Source organism: Reichenbachiella sp. (assembly GCF_965223055.1).
Classification (GTDB): Bacteria; Bacteroidota; Bacteroidia; order Cytophagales; family Cyclobacteriaceae; genus Reichenbachiella.
The window spans coordinates 123,386-142,098 of sequence record NZ_CBDCVM010000012.1; the positions used below are offsets into that span (position 1 = coordinate 123,386).

At 39.3% G+C, this 18,713-nt stretch carries 19 protein-coding genes and 1 pseudogene; 9 read left to right on the forward strand and 11 right to left on the reverse strand.

The window, feature by feature from the left end; genetic code table 11:
- The first annotated feature begins 56 nt into the window (after nt 1-56).
- Complete coding sequence (locus ACOQO5_RS15795) at nt 57-536, forward strand: DUF4407 domain-containing protein (RefSeq protein WP_420582661.1); 480 nt, start codon at nt 57-59, stop codon at nt 534-536.
- Nucleotides 491-1,057, forward strand: a complete 567-nt coding sequence (locus tag ACOQO5_RS15800) for a DUF4407 domain-containing protein (RefSeq protein ID WP_420583428.1) — start codon at nt 491-493, stop codon at nt 1,055-1,057. Before ACOQO5_RS15795 ends, ACOQO5_RS15800 begins: the two co-directional genes overlap by 46 nt.
- Here the strand turns inward: ACOQO5_RS15800 and ACOQO5_RS15805 are convergent.
- The 4 genes and pseudogenes from ACOQO5_RS15805 to ACOQO5_RS15820 form a co-directional block, all read right to left on the reverse strand.
- Entirely contained in the window at nt 1,050-1,760 is a 711-nt protein-coding gene (locus ACOQO5_RS15805) for a 2-phosphosulfolactate phosphatase (RefSeq protein ID WP_420582662.1), read from the reverse strand. The genes ACOQO5_RS15800 and ACOQO5_RS15805 overlap by 8 nt on opposite strands.
- Nucleotide 1,761: 1 nt before the next feature.
- Nucleotides 1,762-2,850 (reverse strand): glycine cleavage system aminomethyltransferase GcvT, encoded by a 1,089-nt coding sequence (gcvT, locus tag ACOQO5_RS15810; protein WP_420582663.1) that lies wholly within the window; start codon nt 2,848-2,850, stop codon nt 1,762-1,764.
- Between the two features lie 131 nt (nt 2,851-2,981).
- Nucleotides 2,982-3,530: an ATP-dependent protease subunit HslV gene (gene hslV / locus ACOQO5_RS15815; RefSeq protein ID WP_318170232.1), complete on the reverse strand. Its 549-nt coding sequence runs from the start codon at nt 3,528-3,530 to the stop codon at nt 2,982-2,984.
- Between the two features lie 69 nt (nt 3,531-3,599).
- Nucleotides 3,600-5,229, reverse strand: a pseudogene (locus ACOQO5_RS15820) (2-oxo acid dehydrogenase subunit E2).
- Between the two features lie 184 nt (nt 5,230-5,413).
- Here ACOQO5_RS15820 and ACOQO5_RS15825 point away from each other — a divergent pair.
- From ACOQO5_RS15825 to ACOQO5_RS15845, 5 genes are all read left to right on the forward strand, one after another.
- Complete coding sequence (locus ACOQO5_RS15825) at nt 5,414-6,208, forward strand: YheT family hydrolase (protein ID WP_420582664.1); 795 nt, start codon at nt 5,414-5,416, stop codon at nt 6,206-6,208.
- Between the two features lie 177 nt (nt 6,209-6,385).
- Nucleotides 6,386-7,087: an SOS response-associated peptidase gene (locus ACOQO5_RS15830; protein WP_420582665.1), complete on the forward strand. Its 702-nt coding sequence runs from the start codon at nt 6,386-6,388 to the stop codon at nt 7,085-7,087.
- 80 nt (nt 7,088-7,167) lie between these two features.
- Nucleotides 7,168-9,075 (forward strand): OmpA family protein, encoded by a 1,908-nt coding sequence (locus ACOQO5_RS15835; RefSeq protein ID WP_420582666.1) that lies wholly within the window; start codon nt 7,168-7,170, stop codon nt 9,073-9,075.
- A 63-nt stretch (nt 9,076-9,138) separates the two neighbouring features.
- The gene (locus ACOQO5_RS15840) at nt 9,139-10,149 is read left to right on the forward strand and encodes a 3-oxoacyl-ACP synthase III family protein (protein WP_420582667.1); all 1,011 of its coding nucleotides are present in this window, start codon (nt 9,139-9,141) and stop codon (nt 10,147-10,149) included.
- 69 nt (nt 10,150-10,218) lie between these two features.
- Entirely contained in the window at nt 10,219-11,487 is a 1,269-nt protein-coding gene (locus ACOQO5_RS15845) for a toxin-antitoxin system YwqK family antitoxin (protein ID WP_420582668.1), read from the forward strand.
- Here ACOQO5_RS15845 and ACOQO5_RS15850 read toward each other — a convergent pair.
- Together ACOQO5_RS15850 and ACOQO5_RS15855 are read right to left on the reverse strand one after the other, a co-directional pair.
- The gene (locus ACOQO5_RS15850; RefSeq protein ID WP_420582669.1) at nt 11,465-11,845 is read right to left on the reverse strand and encodes a group III truncated hemoglobin; all 381 of its coding nucleotides are present in this window, start codon (nt 11,843-11,845) and stop codon (nt 11,465-11,467) included. The genes ACOQO5_RS15845 and ACOQO5_RS15850 overlap by 23 nt on opposite strands.
- Before the next feature lie 62 nt (nt 11,846-11,907).
- The gene (locus ACOQO5_RS15855; RefSeq protein ID WP_420582670.1) at nt 11,908-12,258 is read right to left on the reverse strand and encodes a MotA/TolQ/ExbB proton channel family protein; all 351 of its coding nucleotides are present in this window, start codon (nt 12,256-12,258) and stop codon (nt 11,908-11,910) included.
- Between the two features lie 149 nt (nt 12,259-12,407).
- Between ACOQO5_RS15855 and ACOQO5_RS15860 the strand changes: the two genes are divergently transcribed.
- Complete coding sequence (locus ACOQO5_RS15860) at nt 12,408-13,166, forward strand: LytR/AlgR family response regulator transcription factor (protein WP_420582671.1); 759 nt, start codon at nt 12,408-12,410, stop codon at nt 13,164-13,166.
- Here ACOQO5_RS15860 and ACOQO5_RS15865 read toward each other — a convergent pair.
- From ACOQO5_RS15865 to ACOQO5_RS15875, 3 genes are all read right to left on the reverse strand, one after another.
- On the reverse strand, nt 13,163-13,597 hold the full coding sequence (locus ACOQO5_RS15865; protein WP_420582672.1) for a DinB family protein: 435 nt from the start codon (nt 13,595-13,597) through the stop codon (nt 13,163-13,165). The two genes, ACOQO5_RS15860 and ACOQO5_RS15865, sit on opposite strands and share 4 nt — an antisense overlap.
- Before the next feature lie 98 nt (nt 13,598-13,695).
- Nucleotides 13,696-14,409 (reverse strand): hypothetical protein, encoded by a 714-nt coding sequence (locus ACOQO5_RS15870; RefSeq protein WP_420582673.1) that lies wholly within the window; start codon nt 14,407-14,409, stop codon nt 13,696-13,698.
- Between the two features lie 64 nt (nt 14,410-14,473).
- Nucleotides 14,474-15,397 (reverse strand): helix-turn-helix domain-containing protein, encoded by a 924-nt coding sequence (locus ACOQO5_RS15875; protein ID WP_420582674.1) that lies wholly within the window; start codon nt 15,395-15,397, stop codon nt 14,474-14,476.
- 66 nt (nt 15,398-15,463) lie between these two features.
- Between ACOQO5_RS15875 and ACOQO5_RS15880 the strand changes: the two genes are divergently transcribed.
- Entirely contained in the window at nt 15,464-15,973 is a 510-nt protein-coding gene (locus ACOQO5_RS15880) for a hypothetical protein (RefSeq protein ID WP_420582675.1), read from the forward strand.
- Here the strand turns inward: ACOQO5_RS15880 and ACOQO5_RS15885 are convergent.
- Together ACOQO5_RS15885 and ACOQO5_RS15890 are read right to left on the reverse strand one after the other, a co-directional pair.
- Complete coding sequence (locus tag ACOQO5_RS15885; protein WP_420582676.1) at nt 15,966-16,568, reverse strand: trimeric intracellular cation channel family protein; 603 nt, start codon at nt 16,566-16,568, stop codon at nt 15,966-15,968. The genes ACOQO5_RS15880 and ACOQO5_RS15885 overlap by 8 nt on opposite strands.
- Nucleotide 16,569: 1 nt before the next feature.
- The gene (locus tag ACOQO5_RS15890) at nt 16,570-18,702 is read right to left on the reverse strand and encodes a cation:dicarboxylate symporter family transporter (RefSeq protein WP_420582677.1); all 2,133 of its coding nucleotides are present in this window, start codon (nt 18,700-18,702) and stop codon (nt 16,570-16,572) included.
- Between the last annotated feature and the right edge of the window lie 11 nt (nt 18,703-18,713).

Sequence of the window (18,713 nt, forward strand, 5' to 3'; positions counted from 1 at the left end):
TAATAACAGGAACTAGTTAATACCTATTAATTTACCAAAGGTCAAAACTTACCATTATGAATAAACTTGAACAATTCTTCTGCTACTGTTCTGGCGCTTCCTTCTCTATACTCAATAGATGCACTTCGGAGAAGAGCAAATTTGTTGGGGTGGGAGCTACTGTATTTTTTACTGGTTTGCTTGCTGCTATTTCATCAGCCTATGCGATGTATTTTGTATTTGATCAATTGATTTGGCCTTTAGTTTTTGGCTTAGTCTGGGGTCTAATGATTTTTAACCTGGATAGGTTTATTGTACTGAGCATGCGAAAATCCCATGACTCTTTCAAGGAGTATATTCAAGCTGCACCAAGAATGATACTGGCAGTTTTAATCGCTCTGGTTATTTCAAAACCGCTTGAGCTAAAAATTTTCGAAAAGGAGATAATTACCGAATTGGATTTAATAAAGCAGGAGTTGATAGCAAGTAGTGAAAAAACTATTCAGGCCAGATACAGTTTCATACCGATTCGCTCAAATCAGAACAGAAAACTTTAAAAGAGGCTCTTGATAAGAAGGAAAAAAATAGAAATGAGTTGCTAGATATAGCAAGACAAGAGGCGGACGGAACTGGAGGCAGCGGAAAAGTTAACCCTGGACCGATATACCAAATCAAGAAAAAAAATGCAGATCAAGCTCAAGCAGAGTTAGATGAATTGATTACGAAAAGTGAAGCTATTGATCAGAAAATTGTAGTCGAACTTGAGCGGCTTGATAAATTAAAGAAAAATGACCTGAGTCAGATTGAAGTGAATGACATCAATGGAGTTTCTTTTCAGTTGACTGCATTAAACAGACTGGGAAATAAATATGATACCATCTATTACGCCAATACTTTCATCATTCTCTTATTCATCATGCTGGAAATTGCACCCATTTTAGCCAAGCTGATCTCACCAAGGGGACCTTATGACGACTTATTGGAGGTGCATGAAAAGCACTTTGAAAGCTATCGCAAAGAAAAAGTGTATAAATCAGAAAGAAGAGTGGAAGATTATGTGGTTAGTCACACTAGTTAGCCGGAACCAACTTGTCTTCTTTAAGGACAGGTACTAGATCATAAATGCTCTGTTTTACACAAAACTCAATGTCTTTGATGACATGCAATTTGTTCAAACGTTTGGCATGAGCGGAATTCTTAACCGTTTCAAAGAGATGATCTTTTACAGACTGGTAGTATTTTAGAGAAAGGTGCGCGGTGTCACAGGCCAATTCGTGGGTATCGGTCAATAGATCTACCAAAGCCCCAGCAAAAAGGGTATCTTCCATATTGGTTTTGCCTTTCCACCCGGCACAATGCACAATCACATCTTTGTCTTGATTGATGATGTAGTCAGCCACTGCCTGGATATTCAAAAAGGCACCCACAAGCACTTGATCAGCTGTAGTTGACTTGGTAATGGCCAAAGTACCATTGGTAGTGGTTATTACGATAGGTTGATCTTTGATTTCTTCGTTCATATAACTGAACGGTGAGTTGTCCAAAGGAAAACCATCTACTTGTGAGCCACCACGCTCGGCAGCACACAAGAAGCCTTGGTCTAAATATGACTTTGCCTCTTCGAGCGTAGCTACCGGAATGATTTCTTTTGCCCCATGTGCCATGGCAGTGACCATTACGGAGGTCGCTCTTAGAATATCAACAACAACTACAATTTTTCCTTCAAGATCATAGAGATCTATGAGATTTGGAGAGAGACAAACGTCTATATTTTTTTTCAATCTATTTTTTGTAAAGTGGTAATTTGGTTACTATGGCTTTGAGTGACTTATTTCTAACCTGAATATAAATTTCTGAGTCTGCTTTGTGATGTCCAACTTTCACATAGCCCAAACCAATACCTACACCCATTAGTGGAGACATGGTACCTGAAGTTACTTCACCAATGATATTGCCATCGGCATCAGCTATTTCATAATGCCCTCTTGGAATACCTTTGTCTTCCATAATGAAACCTACCAACCTTCGGGTAACGCCTTCTTCTTTTTGCTTAGCAAGATTGGCAGAGTTTGTAAATTCTTTAGTGAACTTAGTCACCCAGCCAAGGCCAGCTTCGAGTGGAGAAGTGGTGTCTGTGATATCATTTCCATAAAGGCAGTACCCCATTTCTAGTCTCAAGGTATCTCTGGCGCCAAGACCAATAGGAAGAATGCCAAATTCTTCGCCAGCCTCAAAAACTTTTTTCCAAACCGCTTCGGCGTCCTTGTTTTTGATATATAACTCAAACCCACCAGCTCCAGTGTAGCCTGTAGCTGATATGATTACGTCATCCACACCTGCTATTTTGCCTTCCACAAAGGTGTAAAACTTGATTTCACTCAAGTCAACATCTGTCAATTTCTGTAAGGTTTCAACTGCTTTTGGTCCTTGCACGGCAAACAGTGAATATTCATCGGAAAGGTTGGTCATTTTTACTACTTCCGTATTGTACTTGGAAATCCAGTTCCAGTCTTTTTCGATGTTAGAAGCATTTACAACAAGGAAGTACTTTTCATCAGCCATGCGATAGATGATCAAATCATCCACTATGCCGCCCTCTTCATTAGGCAAACAAGAATACTGTGCCTGGCCATCCACCAATTTTGAGGCATCGTTGCTACTTACTCTTTGGATAAGGTCCAAGGCTTTGGGCCCTTCCAGAAGAAATTCTCCCATATGAGAAACGTCAAATACACCAACGCTTTCACGTACCTGGATGTGTTCTTCTTTGTCTGAGCTATAACGTACCGGCATATTGTATCCGGCGAATGGGACCATCTTTCCACCAAGAGATTCGTGGAGGTCATTTAGGGCGATTTTTTTAATATCCATGGTTGTTCAATTTAGTCCGGCAAATCTAACCAATAGGCCTAGAGCTCAAAAATATCTCTGAATCAATTCCGTTAGAATTTTATCAGAAATAAGAAGATGTAAAATTGATATTGATTTGGGTAAGATTATTATCAATCCACCTTTTCTACCACCAAATTGTGATTGGTATAGATGCAGATATCAGCTGCTATATTTAGGCTTTCTCTAACCATTTCTTCTGCAGACAATTGGCTTGCATGCTTTTTTAATGCTAAAGCAGCTGATTGAGCGTACATACTACCTGACCCAATTACTGCTATGTCATTATCCGGCTCTAATACATCACCCGTGCCTGATACTACTAATATTTCGTCTTTGTCAGCCACGATGAGCATGGCTTCCAACCTGCGAAGATAACGATCCATTCGCCAGTCTTTGGCCAATTCGATGGCGGCTCTTTTCATATTGCCACCGTAGGAATTGAGCTTTTCATCCATGCGTTCTAAAAGCGTGAAGGCATCTGCAGTAGAACCGGCAAAACCAGTTACAATTTTACCGTCTTGAAGTTTCCTGATTTTTTTCACGTTGCTTTTCGCAACGGTATTGCCAAGTGTGGCTTGACCATCCGCACCTATGGCTACTTGTCCATTGTGTTTGATGGCACAAACAGTGGTTGATTTTATTTTTGGGAATTTCGACATGTCTATTGGTTTAAAAAAATTCAAACGAATAAAAAAAGGAGAGGTTAACCTCTCCTTTCAAATTTGTTTTTATATCAAGATTCTTACAGGATCTTCGATGAATCCTTTCAGTGTTTGAAGGAAAGCTGAGCCTACAGCACCATCTACTGTTCTGTGATCACAAGTCAGTGTGATTTTCATTACATTGCCAGGTACAATCTCTCCGTTTTTCACGACAGGAGTTTGTTTGATTCCGCCTACTGCCAGGATACAAGACTCTGGCGCATTGATAATTGAAGTAAACTGCTCAATACCAAACATGCCCAAATTAGATACAGTGAACGTATTGCCTTGCATTTCTTCTAGCTGAATTTTCTTTGCTTTGGCTTTAGCACCAAAATCCTTCACTTCAGCTGATATCTGAGCCAATGTTTTGGTGTCTGCAAATTTCACGACAGGAACCACAAGACCTTCTTCTGTTGCCATGGCCACACCTACGCTTATATGGTGGTTCTTTCTGATACGATTGTGTGTCGTCACTTATCCAGTAAGTGTTAACATCTGGATGCTTTCTCAAGGCAGCTGCTACAGCTTTGATCGACTATATCATTAAAAGAAATCTTCACCGGTGCCAGTTCATTGATGCTTTTTCTTGCTTCTATGGTTTTGTCCATGTCGATTTCCATGGTCAAGATAGAAGTGTGGTGCGCCAAATTGACTGGCAGTCAACTCCTTTTGTAATTGCCTTTCTCATTTGAGAAGCTGGTACATCTTCGTAGCTTTCTATGCCAAAGGCGCCTGTGGCAGCTACTCCACCTGCAGCTGGGACAGCCGAAGGAACAAATGCTTCTACATCTCTTTTAATGATTCTTCCACCATCACCAGTGCCTGGGATCAATGAAATGTCATATCCTTTTTCTTTAGCCAAACTTTTTGCCAATGGACTTGCTATAACTCGTCCATTAGTATTGACTGCTGGAGCCGCCTGAGCTACCGGTGCAGGTGCGGCGGCAGCTTTTGGTGCGGCGGCAGGTGCTGGAGCCGCTTCTTTCTTTTCTTCTTGAGCAGGTGCTTCGGTATTCGCAGCTTCTGCTTTTAGGAGCGTCTCGAAATCAGCTCCTTTTTCACCAATGATCGCAATCACGCCATCGACTGGGACGCCGTTTCCAGCTTCAACTGCTCTATATAGTAGGACACCGTCGTCATATGACTCCAGTTCCATTGTTGCTTTGTCTGTTTCTACTTCAGCTAAAATGTCACCAGATTTGACATCATCGCCAACATTCTTTATCCAAGAAGCAATGACTCCTTCGGTCATCGTATCGCTCATCTTTGGCATTTTGATCACCTGAGCATTAATACCTGAAGTGTCAATTTTTTCTGCGCTGGCAGCTGGTGCCGGAGCAGCGGCGGGAGCTTCTTCCTTAGCCGCTGGGGCTGAAGAGCCAGATATATCTGCCAAGAGATCATCAATTTTCTCACCTTTTTCACCAATGATAGCAATCACACCATCTACTGGAACGGCGGATTTTTCTTCTACTCCGATATGAAGTAATACGCCATCGTCGTAAGATTCTAATTCCATCGTGGCTTTGTCCGTTTCAACTTCGGCCAAAATGTCTCCAGATTTTACTTCATCCCCTACTTTTTTTAGCCAAGACGCGATTACACCCTCTTCCATGGTGTCGCTCATCTTAGGCATCTTAATTACTTCCGCCATTATTTATGATTAATTAAAAATCGAACGGCTAAATTAGCTCGAAATAGGGTTTAATCAAACTTATCTAAATTGAAAATTTTGATTCGTTTACGTTAACGGTGAAAAAAATATAGTTTTCGAAAAGAATCGCTTAGAATATTTTAAAATTTTAAATTTGAGCAAAAAAAACACGTAGTAATTTTCAATGCCGATAATCCATTCTTCTGACTATCAACGTCCCAAACTTCTTTTTAATAGACACCTTGAAACGATAATTCCGGGAATTATACGCCAAGTGAAAAATTTGCCTTCCTATGAACGGATTAGAATTGATACACCAGATCAAGATTTTTTGGATTTGGATTGGTACCGTTCTGATTCTGATAGGTTGCTCATTTTGTCGCATGGATTGGAGGGAGACAGTCATAGGCCTTATATAGAAGGCATGGTAAAGAAATTTCATAACGAAGGGTGGAATGTGATTGCATGGAATTGCCGAGGTTGTAGTGGAGAAATGAATAATACGGCGAGGTTTTATCATAGCGGTGCAACTGAGGATTTGGACATTGTAGTGAATTTCGCTTTGAAACAAGAGATTCCTAATATTACCATGGGTGGCTTTAGCTTAGGTGGAAATCTCACGTTAAAATATTTGGGTGAAGCAAAACGAAATAAAAATATCAAATCTGCTTTTGCTTTTTCTGTTCCAATTGACCTAAAAGGGGTTTGTCATGAAATTGATAAACCTCATAATTTTATTTATTGTAACCGTTTTTTGAAATCACTTAAAATAAAAGGAAAGGCAAAAAATGAGAAAATTCCTGGGTCTGTTGATGTAGATCAGCTTATGAAAGTAGAGAATATGTATCAGTTTGACAATGTGGTGACCGCTCCATTGCATGGGTTTGATTCTGCTGATGATTATTATGCTAAGTGCAGTGCAAGAAATTTTTATCGAAGGGATAGAGGTTCCTACGCTTCTTGTAAACGCTTTGAATGATCCTTTTCTCTCAGAATCTTGTTTTGACCAAACAAAATTCGAATCTTCGAAAAATGTTTATTTTGAGATGCCTAAATTTGGAGGCCATGTGGGTTTTTCTTCTAAACAAAACAATGGCACCTTTTGGTCTGAAGACCGAGCTTTTAGATTCATTAATCAGCTTTAGAATATTTTTTTATGTTAGATAGGTATGCGATTTACTCAGATTTTGAAGCTATAAATGCCAGATATGGCTTGAAAGGTGAAGAGTTTACTGTACCCAACTATAACGCCGCCCCTGCCCAACAACTTCCAGTGGTGACAGATGCTGCTAAAGGACAAATTTCTTTTGTTTTTTGGGGCACAAATAAAGAATGGTCTAATAATAAAAGTATCTCTCCTAAATTGTTGACTTGCGAAAGAGACCAGTTGATGTCTAAAACTACACTGCGGAATGCTTTAGAAAAGCATAGATGCTTGGTGCCGGCTAATGGGTTTTATCAATGGAAACAATACAGCAAGAAAAGAAAAACGCCGCATTATTTTTATAATCCCTCCGAAACCATGTTTAGCCTTCCTGCTATTTGGGAGGAAAATGAAGACATGGACGGGAATGTGCATTTCACATTTAAGGTCATCGAAATTCCCAACTACATAAATATACCTGAGTTTGGGACAACTATGCCTGGAGTGATCCCCAAGGACTTGGAGAAAAAATGGTTAGATAGTTATTCAACCCTGGAAGAGTTAATGGATATACTCAACAATACTGAAAGCCTGGGACAAATCAGCTACCACTCTGTATCTCCGCTGATCACCAATGTATCGAATAATGGAGATCATCTAATCAAACCAGAATCGTCTGTTGACCAGTTGGGAAATTATACGCTGTTTGATTAACTGCTAGTCAGTAGTTTCTATTCTTTTCAAAAATTCGTATCTTATTACAAGCATATTGAGATTATAGACAATATGATGTAATGTATTTTAGAAAATGTACAATACTTGTAGTACTGTGTTCACTTTCTTGGTGGTGCTATAGTCAAGACGTAGAAAAACTGGAAAAAAAGGCACAAAAACACTTCTATGCAGAAGAATTGCTTACTGCTGCACAGGAGTATGAACAAGTGCTGGAAATAGATTCAGACAATCGAACGGCCGCCTATAGATTGGTGATCTGCAATGCTTTGCTCGATCCGAGGAACTCACCCATGAGTGACCTACTAAAATATAAGAGCACTCAAGGCAAGCGTGATAAATTTTATTATTACTGGCTGGGGCGTGCCTATTTTCATCAAAATCAATTCAAGAAGGCAGCGGATAGTTGGAACAAATTTTTGACATTAGACAAATACAAAAGCTCCTTAATAATAGAAGAAACTAAGTTTTTCATTGATTGGGCTGAGCGGGCTGAAATCCATCATAGCCTTTCGGAAAATTATGAAATAGATCAGCTGCCTGCTCCTGTTAATTCTAGATCCATCGAGTTTAGTCCCGTTTATTTTAGCCAATCCAATGAATTGCTCTTCCTTTCTGACAGACAAGGAGATGGAAAAAAGGAGCCGTTTCAAACCTATCATAGCATAAGGTCAGATGGTGTCTGGAGCGAACCTACCATATTGAAACATTTTGGGTCATTTGAAGAAAAAAATGCCAATATAGAAGTGGTGAATGAATCAAGTAAAATCTATTTGTACAAAGGAGACAAGAAAGGTAGCCTATATTCCAGTTTCAATGATGAAGGAAATTGGACCAAGCCAGAATCGCTGAGTCGACAGGTGTCAGAATCAAAGTTGGAGTCCCATTTTTTTATCAATGAGGATGAAAACACTATTTTATTTGCCCATAGAAAAAGGGGAAAGTCAGCTGATTTGGACCTATTTATATCCAGATTGAATCCTGAAAACAATCATTGGTCAAAACCTGAATTGCTGTCCGAAATTCTTACTTCAGAATTAGATGAAGATTATCCTTACCTCTCAGATGATGGAAACACACTTTATTTCAGTTCCAAAGGATTTGGTTCGATTGGGGGCTATGATGTATTCAAGTCAGAATTCGATGCTTCAAACAATAGTTGGTCAAGACCGATCTCTTTAGGCTATCCTACCAATTCAATTGGTCACGACATTCAGTTTAAAATCGATAACAATACCAATTCAGGCTATTTTGTTTCTGATAGGCTCAGTGCTATGGGCGGGTATGATATTTTCTTTTTCCATGAGTCCAATAAAATCTTACTCACAGGGACTATTATAGATAGTAAAGGCTTGCCTGCAGAAGATGCTGAAATTCATTTTTACCCTAAGAGAAATACTGGATTGGAATTGAAGACGATGACGGACCAGGATGGCAAATACGAGGTGAATGTAGGCAGCGATGATCAACTGAGGATTGAAATCTTTTTTCATGACGATTTGGTATACCAGGAAGTGATACAAACCCCTCCAGCGTCTGTGGGTACATTAAATAAAGACTTTTCCATTGACCAGGAAAAAACACACATTGCTGTAACGAGCGATTATCATGATCCTGCCTATACCGATGTAGAAAATATTGGCAGTAAGTTTAGACCTACGAATAAGGCACTACTTTCCAATATCTATTTTGGATTTGGTGAAGTGCAATTGGATGCATCTGAAGCTCCAAAACTGGAGCCCCTTCTGAAAGTAATGAAAGAAAATATTGATTTGAACGTGGAAATTGCCGGACATACTGATAATATTGGCGATGAAAAGACCAACCTAAAGATTTCAGTCCTAAGAGCTAGGGCTGTAGCCAAATATTTGACTGATCATGGTGTTGCGAAAAATCGCGTGGTTACCAAGGGCTATGGATATGCCGTTCCACTGGCATCTAATGATCAGGAAAAGAGGGCCGAGAATTAAATAGAAGAATAGAGGTGCTAGTATTAGAGTAGTACTATATTCGAAGAGCCAAAAATGATAAATATGAAAAGTGCGAAGATTATCGGAATGGGACATTATGTTCCTGACAATGTAGTCACCAACCAACAGTTGGAACCACTCATGGATACCAATGATGCCTGGATTCAGGAGCGAACAGGTATCAAAGAAAGAAGACATGTTAAGCCTGGAGGAGAGGATACTACTTCTACCATGGCGACTAAGGCTTCAAAAATGGCTATAGAGAAGGCTGGTGTTGCAGTAGATGATATCGATTTTATCGTTTTTGCCACACTTAGTCCGGACTACTATTTTCCAGGCCCAGGAGTAATGCTTCAGAAGCAGGTAGGCTTCAAAAAAGAAATTGGAGCCATAGATATTAGAAATCAATGTTCGGGTTTTGTATATGGCATTTCTGTAGCGGATCAGTTCATCAAAACTGGGATGTACAAAACCATATTGGTGGTAGGAAGTGAAGTGCATAGTGGAGGTTTGGATTTCACTACACGAGGACGTGGTGTATCTGTGATTTTTGGTGATGGTGCAGGTGCGGCCGTTTTGCAGGCCACTGATGAAGCAGGGAAAGGTATCCTATCTACACACCTGCATTCCGAAGGTCAGCATGCCGAAGAGTTGGCACTCATTGGTCCGGCTACTACAGATTGGGTACCCAACTATATTGAAAGGAATGATCCTGAAGATATTCGATACTATCCATACATGAATGGAAATTTTGTTTTCAAACATGCTGTGGTTAGGTTTCAACAAGTCATTCAGGAAGCGCTAGTTCAGAATGGATATCAGGCTGACGACATAGATATGCTCATTCCTCATCAAGCCAATTTACGAATTAGCCAATTTATCCAGAAGCAAATGAAGCTTTCTGATGACCGTGTATTCAACAATATTCAAAAGTACGGCAACACTACGGCTGCTTCTATACCATTGGCCTTGAGCGAAGCACTGGAAGAAGGCAAAGTAAAAGAAGGAGATCTGGTATGTTTGGCAGCCTTCGGTAGTGGATTTACCTGGGCGTCGGCTTTGATCCGTTGGTAAAAATTGTTTGAAATTTTATCGATCCTAGCACGTTAATTGTTTGCTTTGTGGCAAACGACTAATCTTTCTATGCATTTGAAAAAATGTACACTCTTATGTCTAGTATTTATACTTTCCCCTTTTTTTACCAAGGCACAGAATTTTTATAAAGAAGTGACTGTTGATACCACATTTCAGGCAAAAGGAGTGGTTGTTTCAGGAAAACGTGAAGGATATTGGAAGTTTGAGCGAAGAAGGGATGGCATGATTGTGACAGGCTACTACTCGCAAGGAATTCCAGATAGTGTTTGGTTAAAATATTTCGATCAATCTGTATCGGAAGCCATTCTTCTAAGAGAAGGGAAGAAAGAAGGGCCCTACAATTCATTTGACAATTTTGGAAGTCTTATTTCATCGGCGAATTTTGAAAACGATGTGTTACACGGGGCATATTTCGAATACTATGACAATGCGTTAGTTGCACTTTCAGGCTATTATAAGGAAGGAAAGAAAGATAGTATATGGATAGAGCGTTCTTCATTGGGCAATAAGAATTATGAAAAATTTTATGAGGATGGATTGCCTGTCGGCACTTGGACTTACTATTATTCCAATGGAAGAATAAAACGAACAGAAACTTATCAATTTGGATTGCTCAACGGAAAAGTCGAGGAATATCATTACAACAGAAAAAAAACACTAGAAGCCAATTATATTAACGGTGTACGCAATGGAAAGTACAGAGAATATTTTAAGGATGGTTCACTAAGTGTAGAAGGACAGTATCAGTCAGATTTGAAATCTGGTACTTGGGTGAGCATGACTCCTCAAGGTATCATGTTTTCGATTGGTCAGTATCAGGCAGGTCACAAGCAAGGACTTTGGAAATATTTTCATGAATCTGGGACTCTTCAGTCAGAAGGCAAATACAAGAATAATTTGAAGGACGCGCAGTGGATAGACTACTATGAGTCGGGAAAATTGAAGTCTATAGGAGCCTATCAAGCAGACCTAAAGAATGGTCTTTGGGGGCATTTTTATGAAAATGAACAACTGATCCAGGATGAAAACTGGAAGCACGGATTGTTGTTGGATGTGAGTGAATATTTTTCTGAGCAAGGAGAAACTCTACCTAAAGGAACCCTTTCCAATGGAAATGGTAGCCGAAATGTATATTACCTTGATGGCGAACTGCAAGTACAGGAAAACTATCTCGATGGACTTCCGCATGGCACATGGATTTCTTATCATGATAATGGGAAAATCTCTTCAGACGAAAAGTATAAAAAAGGAGAGCCTACAGGAACTTGGAAATATTATAACCGCAAGGGAAAACTCAAGCGTTCGAGACGGTTTTGATTTTTATCAACATCACCGTGGCAATTGAATGTGCTCGCTGCTTAGCCATCTCGGCTTTCGCTCCTGAAAACAAATCATCTATAGTTTCGCAAAAAACTTTAACCCATCGGTCAAAGTGAGCTTGAGTCATAGGCGATTTCTCGTGCATGGCCACATGAGGGGTAATGGGGTTGCCCTTGTACTTGGCATGATGAAACAAAGTGGTTTCCCAGAAGTCAGCAATCTTTGGAAGGTGATGATCCAAGTCCAACTTTACAACTTCAGTGAAAAAAAAGCCAATTTCCTTATCTGCCATAATTTTCTCATAAAAAGTATGGATGAGTTGATCAATGTCTGCCCTGTTTTGGATGTCTGTCATGATTGCCCAAAGGTACTGATGAACTTTGGACAATCTGACTAATGAATGCTGATCTATATCACTTAATTATTGGAAGAGATCAACTTTATGATAAACCACATCAGATAACTCACAACAAAAATAATCATGCCATAAATACTGGTGATAGAAGAAACCCGAATACCTCCGGCTAACATAGCGGATGATACTGATTCTACTTGACTGATATGCTGTAGCGCACCATACAACCCAATGAATTGTCCCAAGATGCCAAATACAAGTGCAAAGAGTCCAACAGACTTAATCAAAGCCAATTGACTTTCGTCTTGAGTTTTATTGACCAAGTGGAAAATAGTTAGGCCTAGGCTTATGGCTAGTGTGATGGTCAGAATACTCATAAATAGAATGCCTCCTTCAAATAATAAATCAATCATGATATTTCTTTTTTTAGTTTGAAAATATTTGTTCCAAAGCTAGGAGGAGGCTTTATTCGCACCTAGGTAGAATCCGTCGCTAGACCTGTCGGTCGTCGACAAATGCCGCAACTGTGAATATATTTAGCGAATATTGAAAGAAAAAACCAATGACAATAAAGAGTCAGAGCCTGTTTTGGCTGGTGGTGTATATAGTGCTTATTCTCCTTTATGGAAATTCATTTGAGAGCTATTTGTACTCCATATATTTCGTTACTATTCTATTTCCCGTGGTGATTGGTACAGCCTATTTCTTCAACTTTTATTTAGTTCCGAAATATCTAATGAAAGGAAGAAAGGGAAAATTTGTTCTCTATTTCATCTATCTTTTTATTGTCTCTGCCCATTTGGAGATTATTATGATCTTTCTAGCCTTTATTTATTTAGCCAATTATCGAGTATCGGCCATGCACCCTTCTATTTTGGATGTATCCAATTTGAGCGTGACTTTATTCGCTATTGTTTTTACTCAAGGGTTCTTTTTATTATTCAAAAAATATCAAACCTCTAGTAATAGAGTTGAGAGATTGGAATATGAGCAGAAGAAAGCCGAACAGGGTTATTTACTAGTGCGTGTGGAAAGAAAAAACCGCAAAGTCCCTCACGAGCAAATTTTATATATAGAGAGCCTTTCCGATTACGTTAAGATTCATACCAATGGTGATAACTCACCGATCGTCACTAAGGCAAAAATCAGTAAGATTGAAAAAGAACTACCCAAAGAATTCATTAGAGTCCACAGATCATTTTTAGTCAATAGAAATGAAATCACAAGCTTCAATGCTGAGCAGGTCCAAGTAGCAGGTGAGCAATTGCCGATCAGTAGAACTTATAAACAGAAAGTCAAAGAGCTACTAAACAAATCTTAAAGTATCTGTTTCAAGTGATGATTGAGGTGATCAATATAGTCTTCCATCAGAAACTTCAATGTAGGCACCTCATCCTTTACTGGAATGGTTTTTTGTAGGTCTTCGTCAGATAAATTTCTCCAAACACGAGCGATTTGCAGGTTCAAAGCTTCCCATAAGGCTTTGACAGATGCTAAATTTTGACTTTCGTAATCACCAGCCTTCACCCAAAAATTTTGATCGTACCAAATGTTGGTTTGATCACCTTGTTTGATTCGGATGAAACGATGGATATTGTTCATGGCAGAATCAGCCAGGTGTCCAAGTACTTCTTTTTTGCTCCATTTCTCCGGCGTGGGTTTGTTATTCCAGGCTTCTTCTGATATAGAGTCAAATTGTTGAAGGGATTGCTCAATAATTTGAGTGAGCTGTTTTGCTAGCGTGTCGGTCATAATTGAATGGTTTCTTTTCCAAAGATGATCTAATCAGATTGGAAACAAGCATTCGATTCATGAAAGGATTGAATACTGTCTAACAATTTGTCTCAAGTCTATTTTGTTTTCATCAGTAGCTGTTTGATGGAAAACGCATGGAAGTAGAAAGCAATGGGAACCAAGATGGCTGGTAAGAATATGACTGGAAATTTTCCGACTTCAGTATTCGCAGGTTCGTTCATAAATATGCGCAGAGGAGTGGGCATAGAAAGTACCGCAATGACCAAAATATTTGCAAGAAGTACTAGACCAAAAACATTCCAGGCAATAGCCAGTTTTCTATTTATTCTTCCTCTTGCGAATGCCAGATAGGCAGCTAGTGGAGCAGTAAGGCCAACGAGAATGTCGAAATTCTGTCCTTCAAAAGTCATCTGAATAGGCGTGACACCAGCAAGTAGTAACAGCCACAAAAGGAATTCTACTGGTACCCTAAATATTTGTATGTTGATCAAATATTTGGGAGGAATAGATTGCAAAATGAGTGAGGTTTGTTTTGAACTCAAAATGAAAACAAGTACAATAGCTGGAATTACTATAAACAAAGCGGGTCTGGGAGGTAGGCTGTCAAAATCAGTGGTAAATCCCGAGAGTGAAGCCACTGAAGTAAAGGCTATCCAAATAGAAAGAACAATCCAGTATCGTTTGAGTATTCGTTTGCGCTGCGTTTCTTCAAAATTTTTGATTCCAATTTTCAAACCTTTGAATATGACGAGGAGGCAGATAGCTGTGAGAATGACAAAGGAAACTTGAGCAATGAGATAATAATTCATGATTACTTGTTTTATGATAATCAAAATTAAAAACTCAGTCTTGCAACCGTGATGACCAAAATTGCTAATTACTGGTAAATGACGAAGGTCGTTGTCCTGTCAATTGATACATCATTCTACTCAAAGAGCTACCATTTTCGATGCCGACTTGCTGGGCTACAAGGTAGAGTGGTAATTGATCCTCTTTGATTAGCGCAATAGCTTTTTGGAGCCGAATCTGCTTGATGTATTGATGTGGAGACACTTTGAAAATTGATTTGAAAGTACGTAAAAAGTGAAATTTAGAAAGCATCGCCACTTCGGCCAATTGATCTAGTGTGATAGGCTTGTTGAAGTTGGAGTGAATAAAATCTACGGACAAGTAAATCCGCTTGATCAGCTCTTCTTTGGTGGCGGATCTTACACTAAAAAGGTTCTCAGTTTGACGAAGTTGTTTATTGTTTTCTATCAATAGGTAACTCAGCAGGTCAAAAAGACTACTTTCCTTTTCTTCATTTTGATAGTTGGCTTGTACTTTTTCTACAAGTGTATTGAACTGGGGTCCTCTGAAATGAGTCCTGACACATTGGTTGAATTTGATGACCTGAGTACAAGGTTCATCTAAAAGCTGGTCATCTGATTTTGTGAGCGTATGAATAGTGTCCTGATAGAGCTTTTCACCAAAATGAATGTTGAAGGTTTCTGTAGATTGTTTTTCGTTTATCAATAGGTCATAGTGTTGACCATGATTGCTGAGTAGATAGGTGTCGGTATTAAGCTGAACAGATTTTTGATCGCAGGTCACTTGGCTCTTACCCGCAAGGTTTAGAAATAGAGAGAATGGCCCTTTGATATCTGTTCGCTCCACCTGCTTGGTTTTTACATTTAGTATCGCAGTTGGCCAGCCCATAGCAGGCAAAGGTTTATTATCCCATGATCGCTTCTCTGAGAAGTTTTGCTGAATGGCTTTTTTCAGCCAATGAATATCTGGGAATTCGGAGAGTAGCATCAGGGCTAAGTTTTTTTCTTGTTTTACGTTAAATTTCCAAAAAGATTTAAAGAAAGAGATTTTAATATGCAACCACAAGAGTATTTTGCCATTCTGCCTTTATTGATTTACGGCATAGCCATAGCCGAACTAGTCTCCCCATGGAGGATTTTTTTTGAAGATAAAAAACCATACATTCCTTTTATCCTGACCGGTATTTTGATGTTGGAAGTTGCATTTCATAACTTCTACCAGTTTTTCACACACCTTGAAAATACCTTTCAATCATATTATATTTTTCTTTCTTACTTACTCTCACCCTTGGTTTTTTTGATGGCGACACATGTCTATACACCTGAAAGTAAGGAGAATCTGGATGTTCGGATTTATTTTCAAAAGCGGTTCAAACTACTCATGATATTGCTCTCTGTATTTGTTTCCTCTCATTTTATCATAGAGGTAGGACTAGACATCAAAACGTTGGTTCGCTCATTATTTATAGCAATCATGTTGGTGGCTGCATATACTCGTTGGATCTGGTTGATTTATATTATTTTGTTCTTGAGAATCAGCTATACATGGTATTTAGTTACTTGATCCCTGGCAGACCCCATCCTCTTTTTACAGCTAGTATTCTAATGCCCATCACGACGACAACGGCAATCCATATAGACCAACTGGCTGGAAGTGAGGTAAAAGTAAGTGCATAGTAAAGGGATGCTCCCGCTAAACATGCTGTCGCATATATCTCCTTTCGAAATATGAGCGGAACTCTGTTAGAAAGCACATCTCTGAGTACGCCGCCAAAAACCGCAGAAACTGCTCCCATCATTATCGCAATAGCAGGAGATAGGCCATAAGTTAGCGTTTTTTGCATACCCAAAACGGCAAAAAGACCGATCCCAATCGTGTCAAACAAAAACATGGTTCGTGTGAGTTTCACTATCCACTTTTTGAAAAAGTAACTAAAAGCCAATGCGGCCAAAACCGTATAGAGATAGTTGGTATCCATCATCCACCCTACTGGCTGACTGCCTATCAGAATATCGCGAAGCGTACCTCCACCAAGCGCAGTGATCAGTGCAATGACAGCAGACCCGAAAGCATCCATCTTTTTCTCAGAAGCTGTAATAGCGCCTGATATGGCGAATACAAACGTACCAATAATATTGAGCGTGTAAATCAGATCCATGTTAATCTACCCAGTGTAATACATTCCTGATGACCGACCATTTTTTCTCCTCTATTTTTGTACCCTCTCCCAATATCCAATTGCAATAAAGTCGATCTAATGTGCCGTCATATCTTTTCAATTCTATCCAATTATTCAAATAGCGCTCTAGGTTAGTATTGTTTCTAGCCAACATGATAGCTACTGGTAATTTGATGTGTAAATCTTTAGGTCGAACGACACTATAATCTGGATAGACTAGGGTCCAGGCTGAACCGGCCTCTGCACTGAAGAACATGGCATCCGCTTCCACCTTTCCAGTCAAAAATTGTCTTGCACTCGATATATTTTGAAATTTTACTGTTGGCAGTTCTTCTTGTATTCTCACTCTTAAGTAAGAAGATTGATTAGTAGCAAAAATGGCATCAGGGTCAGCCCAAATATCTGCTTTGGTTTTGAACCTATTCCTGTCATAATCTTTGACGAGCAAGGCAAGATTAATCTCGGCATATGGTTGGGTAAATTCTACATGTTCCATGACATCACCCAAGACAGGATGCCCAGATAAAAATATATCTACATAACCACTATTGACATAGTTAACAATACTACTTCTTGGAACTTCTACCCAATGAATAGTCACATTGAGCTCTTTGGCCAAAATGTGCATGAGTTCTACATCATAGCCGACCATTTCGCCATTATTGTTTCTGAATACATATGGAAGTGCATCTGACATGTAGCCAACTTTCATAATACCACTTTTTTCAATGTCCAGTATGGATTTGGGTATACGTTGAGTTAATGAATCGACATGTCCTTCTGGGGCTCTTATTGATTTAATGTCCATTTTAGCAAACGATTCATATTTATCAAACGACGCCTGAAAGCTATCACCTATAAGTAGTTTGAATGGTAGTAAAGTCACCACTGTAGCTACAGTAGTGATTGAAATGGCTCTAAAAACCTTCGGCCAACTTATTTTTAACAATCCTTTGGCATAAGCGATGGCAATGACTGATAGCGTAAATAAATGAATGGCTCCTAGTACCACTCGAATTCGATCGGTAAATGCCGTACTGACGATAAATAGCTGAAAGACATCATGGGGCAAATGCAAAACATCTAATAGAAATGGAATGCCAGCAATGGGTGCCACAAAACTGCTCATCAGTACAGAGGCCAGGAAAACCGCTTGATCATTTATGCTAAACTCTTGCCCGGCAAACCAAGCTGCAAATGGAATGAAAACCATGATGACCAAAGTGCCTAAATTCGGAAATGGATAGGCCAAAGGCATGACCAATTCTGCGCTGGAATCTATCTCCTCATCTTTATGGCCATATTTCTCGAAAAGCGACTTGATATTTTCAATGAGTTGTGGCAACAGAATCACAATCTTCCCAGTCGCAAAAATGGTGATCAGTGAGCTTTTAGGGATACCCAAAATGTCCTTGTATTTGAAAGGAGTGATGGCTGATACTATCATCGGTAGAAATAGAAGACCTATGAGTATTACTGCCATGGTATAAATGACCATATATACCTGGATCAACCCAAGCTCATCCAAAGAAAGTGTGGCTGTGGTGTGAGCAGCAATACCAAATAGGCCGTAAGGAGTCAATTTTACAATGTACTTGTTGGCTTTGTTGAGTGCATCAGCGATCACATCAAAGGCATGAATCAATTTTTTGTTGTCAGGAATAGAATTGAGAGCAATGCCTACAATGATAGAAAAAAGAACCACGGCCGGAACCACATTGTTAGACATAGCACCAAACAAGTTGGAAGGAATGTAAATCTTGATAAAATCAATCGCCTGGGGAGGAAGCACCAGACTGGAACTGAAGAATGAAGAGGATTGCCAGGTTGGAAAAAACATAGGAAGCACAACCAAGAATACTAACCCCACACCCATGAAGCATATCAAAATTATAGTCGCAGAATAGATCAGCTTTTTTTGTTTGGACAAGTTGATTTTGCCCAGATTGCCTAAGATAGAAACCATGATATAGGGCATCACAGTCATTTGCATCAAGCCAATAAATGCATCACCTATGAACCCTAAGGGCTCCGCATATTCTCCTAAAAAGAGCCCAATAAGTATGCCTGCAAAAAGGCCAATAAATATATTTCGCGAAAGAGATTTATTCATGATGGCAATAT

Bases quoted from the DNA above. Each gene is read 5' to 3' on its own strand.
- ACOQO5_RS15795 (WP_420582661.1), top strand. From the start codon at position 57: ATGAATAAACTTGAACAATTCTTCTGCTACTGTTCTGGCGCTTCCTTC.
- gcvT (WP_420582663.1), bottom strand. From the start codon at position 2,850: ATGGATATTAAAAAAATCGCCCTAAATGACCTCCACGAATCTCTTGGT.
- hslV (WP_318170232.1), bottom strand. From the start codon at position 3,530: ATGTCGAAATTCCCAAAAATAAAATCAACCACTGTTTGTGCCATCAAA.
- ACOQO5_RS15825 (WP_420582664.1), top strand. From the start codon at position 5,414: ATGCCGATAATCCATTCTTCTGACTATCAACGTCCCAAACTTCTTTTT.
- ACOQO5_RS15830 (WP_420582665.1), top strand. From the start codon at position 6,386: ATGTTAGATAGGTATGCGATTTACTCAGATTTTGAAGCTATAAATGCC.
- ACOQO5_RS15835 (WP_420582666.1), top strand. From the start codon at position 7,168: ATGTATTTTAGAAAATGTACAATACTTGTAGTACTGTGTTCACTTTCT.
- ACOQO5_RS15840 (WP_420582667.1), top strand. From the start codon at position 9,139: ATGAAAAGTGCGAAGATTATCGGAATGGGACATTATGTTCCTGACAAT.
- ACOQO5_RS15845 (WP_420582668.1), top strand. From the start codon at position 10,219: ATGCATTTGAAAAAATGTACACTCTTATGTCTAGTATTTATACTTTCC.
- ACOQO5_RS15850 (WP_420582669.1), bottom strand. From the start codon at position 11,845: ATGACAGACATCCAAAACAGGGCAGACATTGATCAACTCATCCATACT.
- ACOQO5_RS15855 (WP_420582670.1), bottom strand. From the start codon at position 12,258: ATGATTGATTTATTATTTGAAGGAGGCATTCTATTTATGAGTATTCTG.
- ACOQO5_RS15860 (WP_420582671.1), top strand. From the start codon at position 12,408: ATGACAATAAAGAGTCAGAGCCTGTTTTGGCTGGTGGTGTATATAGTG.
- ACOQO5_RS15865 (WP_420582672.1), bottom strand. From the start codon at position 13,597: ATGACCGACACGCTAGCAAAACAGCTCACTCAAATTATTGAGCAATCC.
- ACOQO5_RS15870 (WP_420582673.1), bottom strand. From the start codon at position 14,409: ATGAATTATTATCTCATTGCTCAAGTTTCCTTTGTCATTCTCACAGCT.
- ACOQO5_RS15875 (WP_420582674.1), bottom strand. From the start codon at position 15,397: ATGCTACTCTCCGAATTCCCAGATATTCATTGGCTGAAAAAAGCCATT.
- ACOQO5_RS15880 (WP_420582675.1), top strand. From the start codon at position 15,464: ATGCAACCACAAGAGTATTTTGCCATTCTGCCTTTATTGATTTACGGC.
- ACOQO5_RS15885 (WP_420582676.1), bottom strand. From the start codon at position 16,568: ATGGATCTGATTTACACGCTCAATATTATTGGTACGTTTGTATTCGCC.
- ACOQO5_RS15890 (WP_420582677.1), bottom strand. From the start codon at position 18,702: ATGAATAAATCTCTTTCGCGAAATATATTTATTGGCCTTTTTGCAGGC.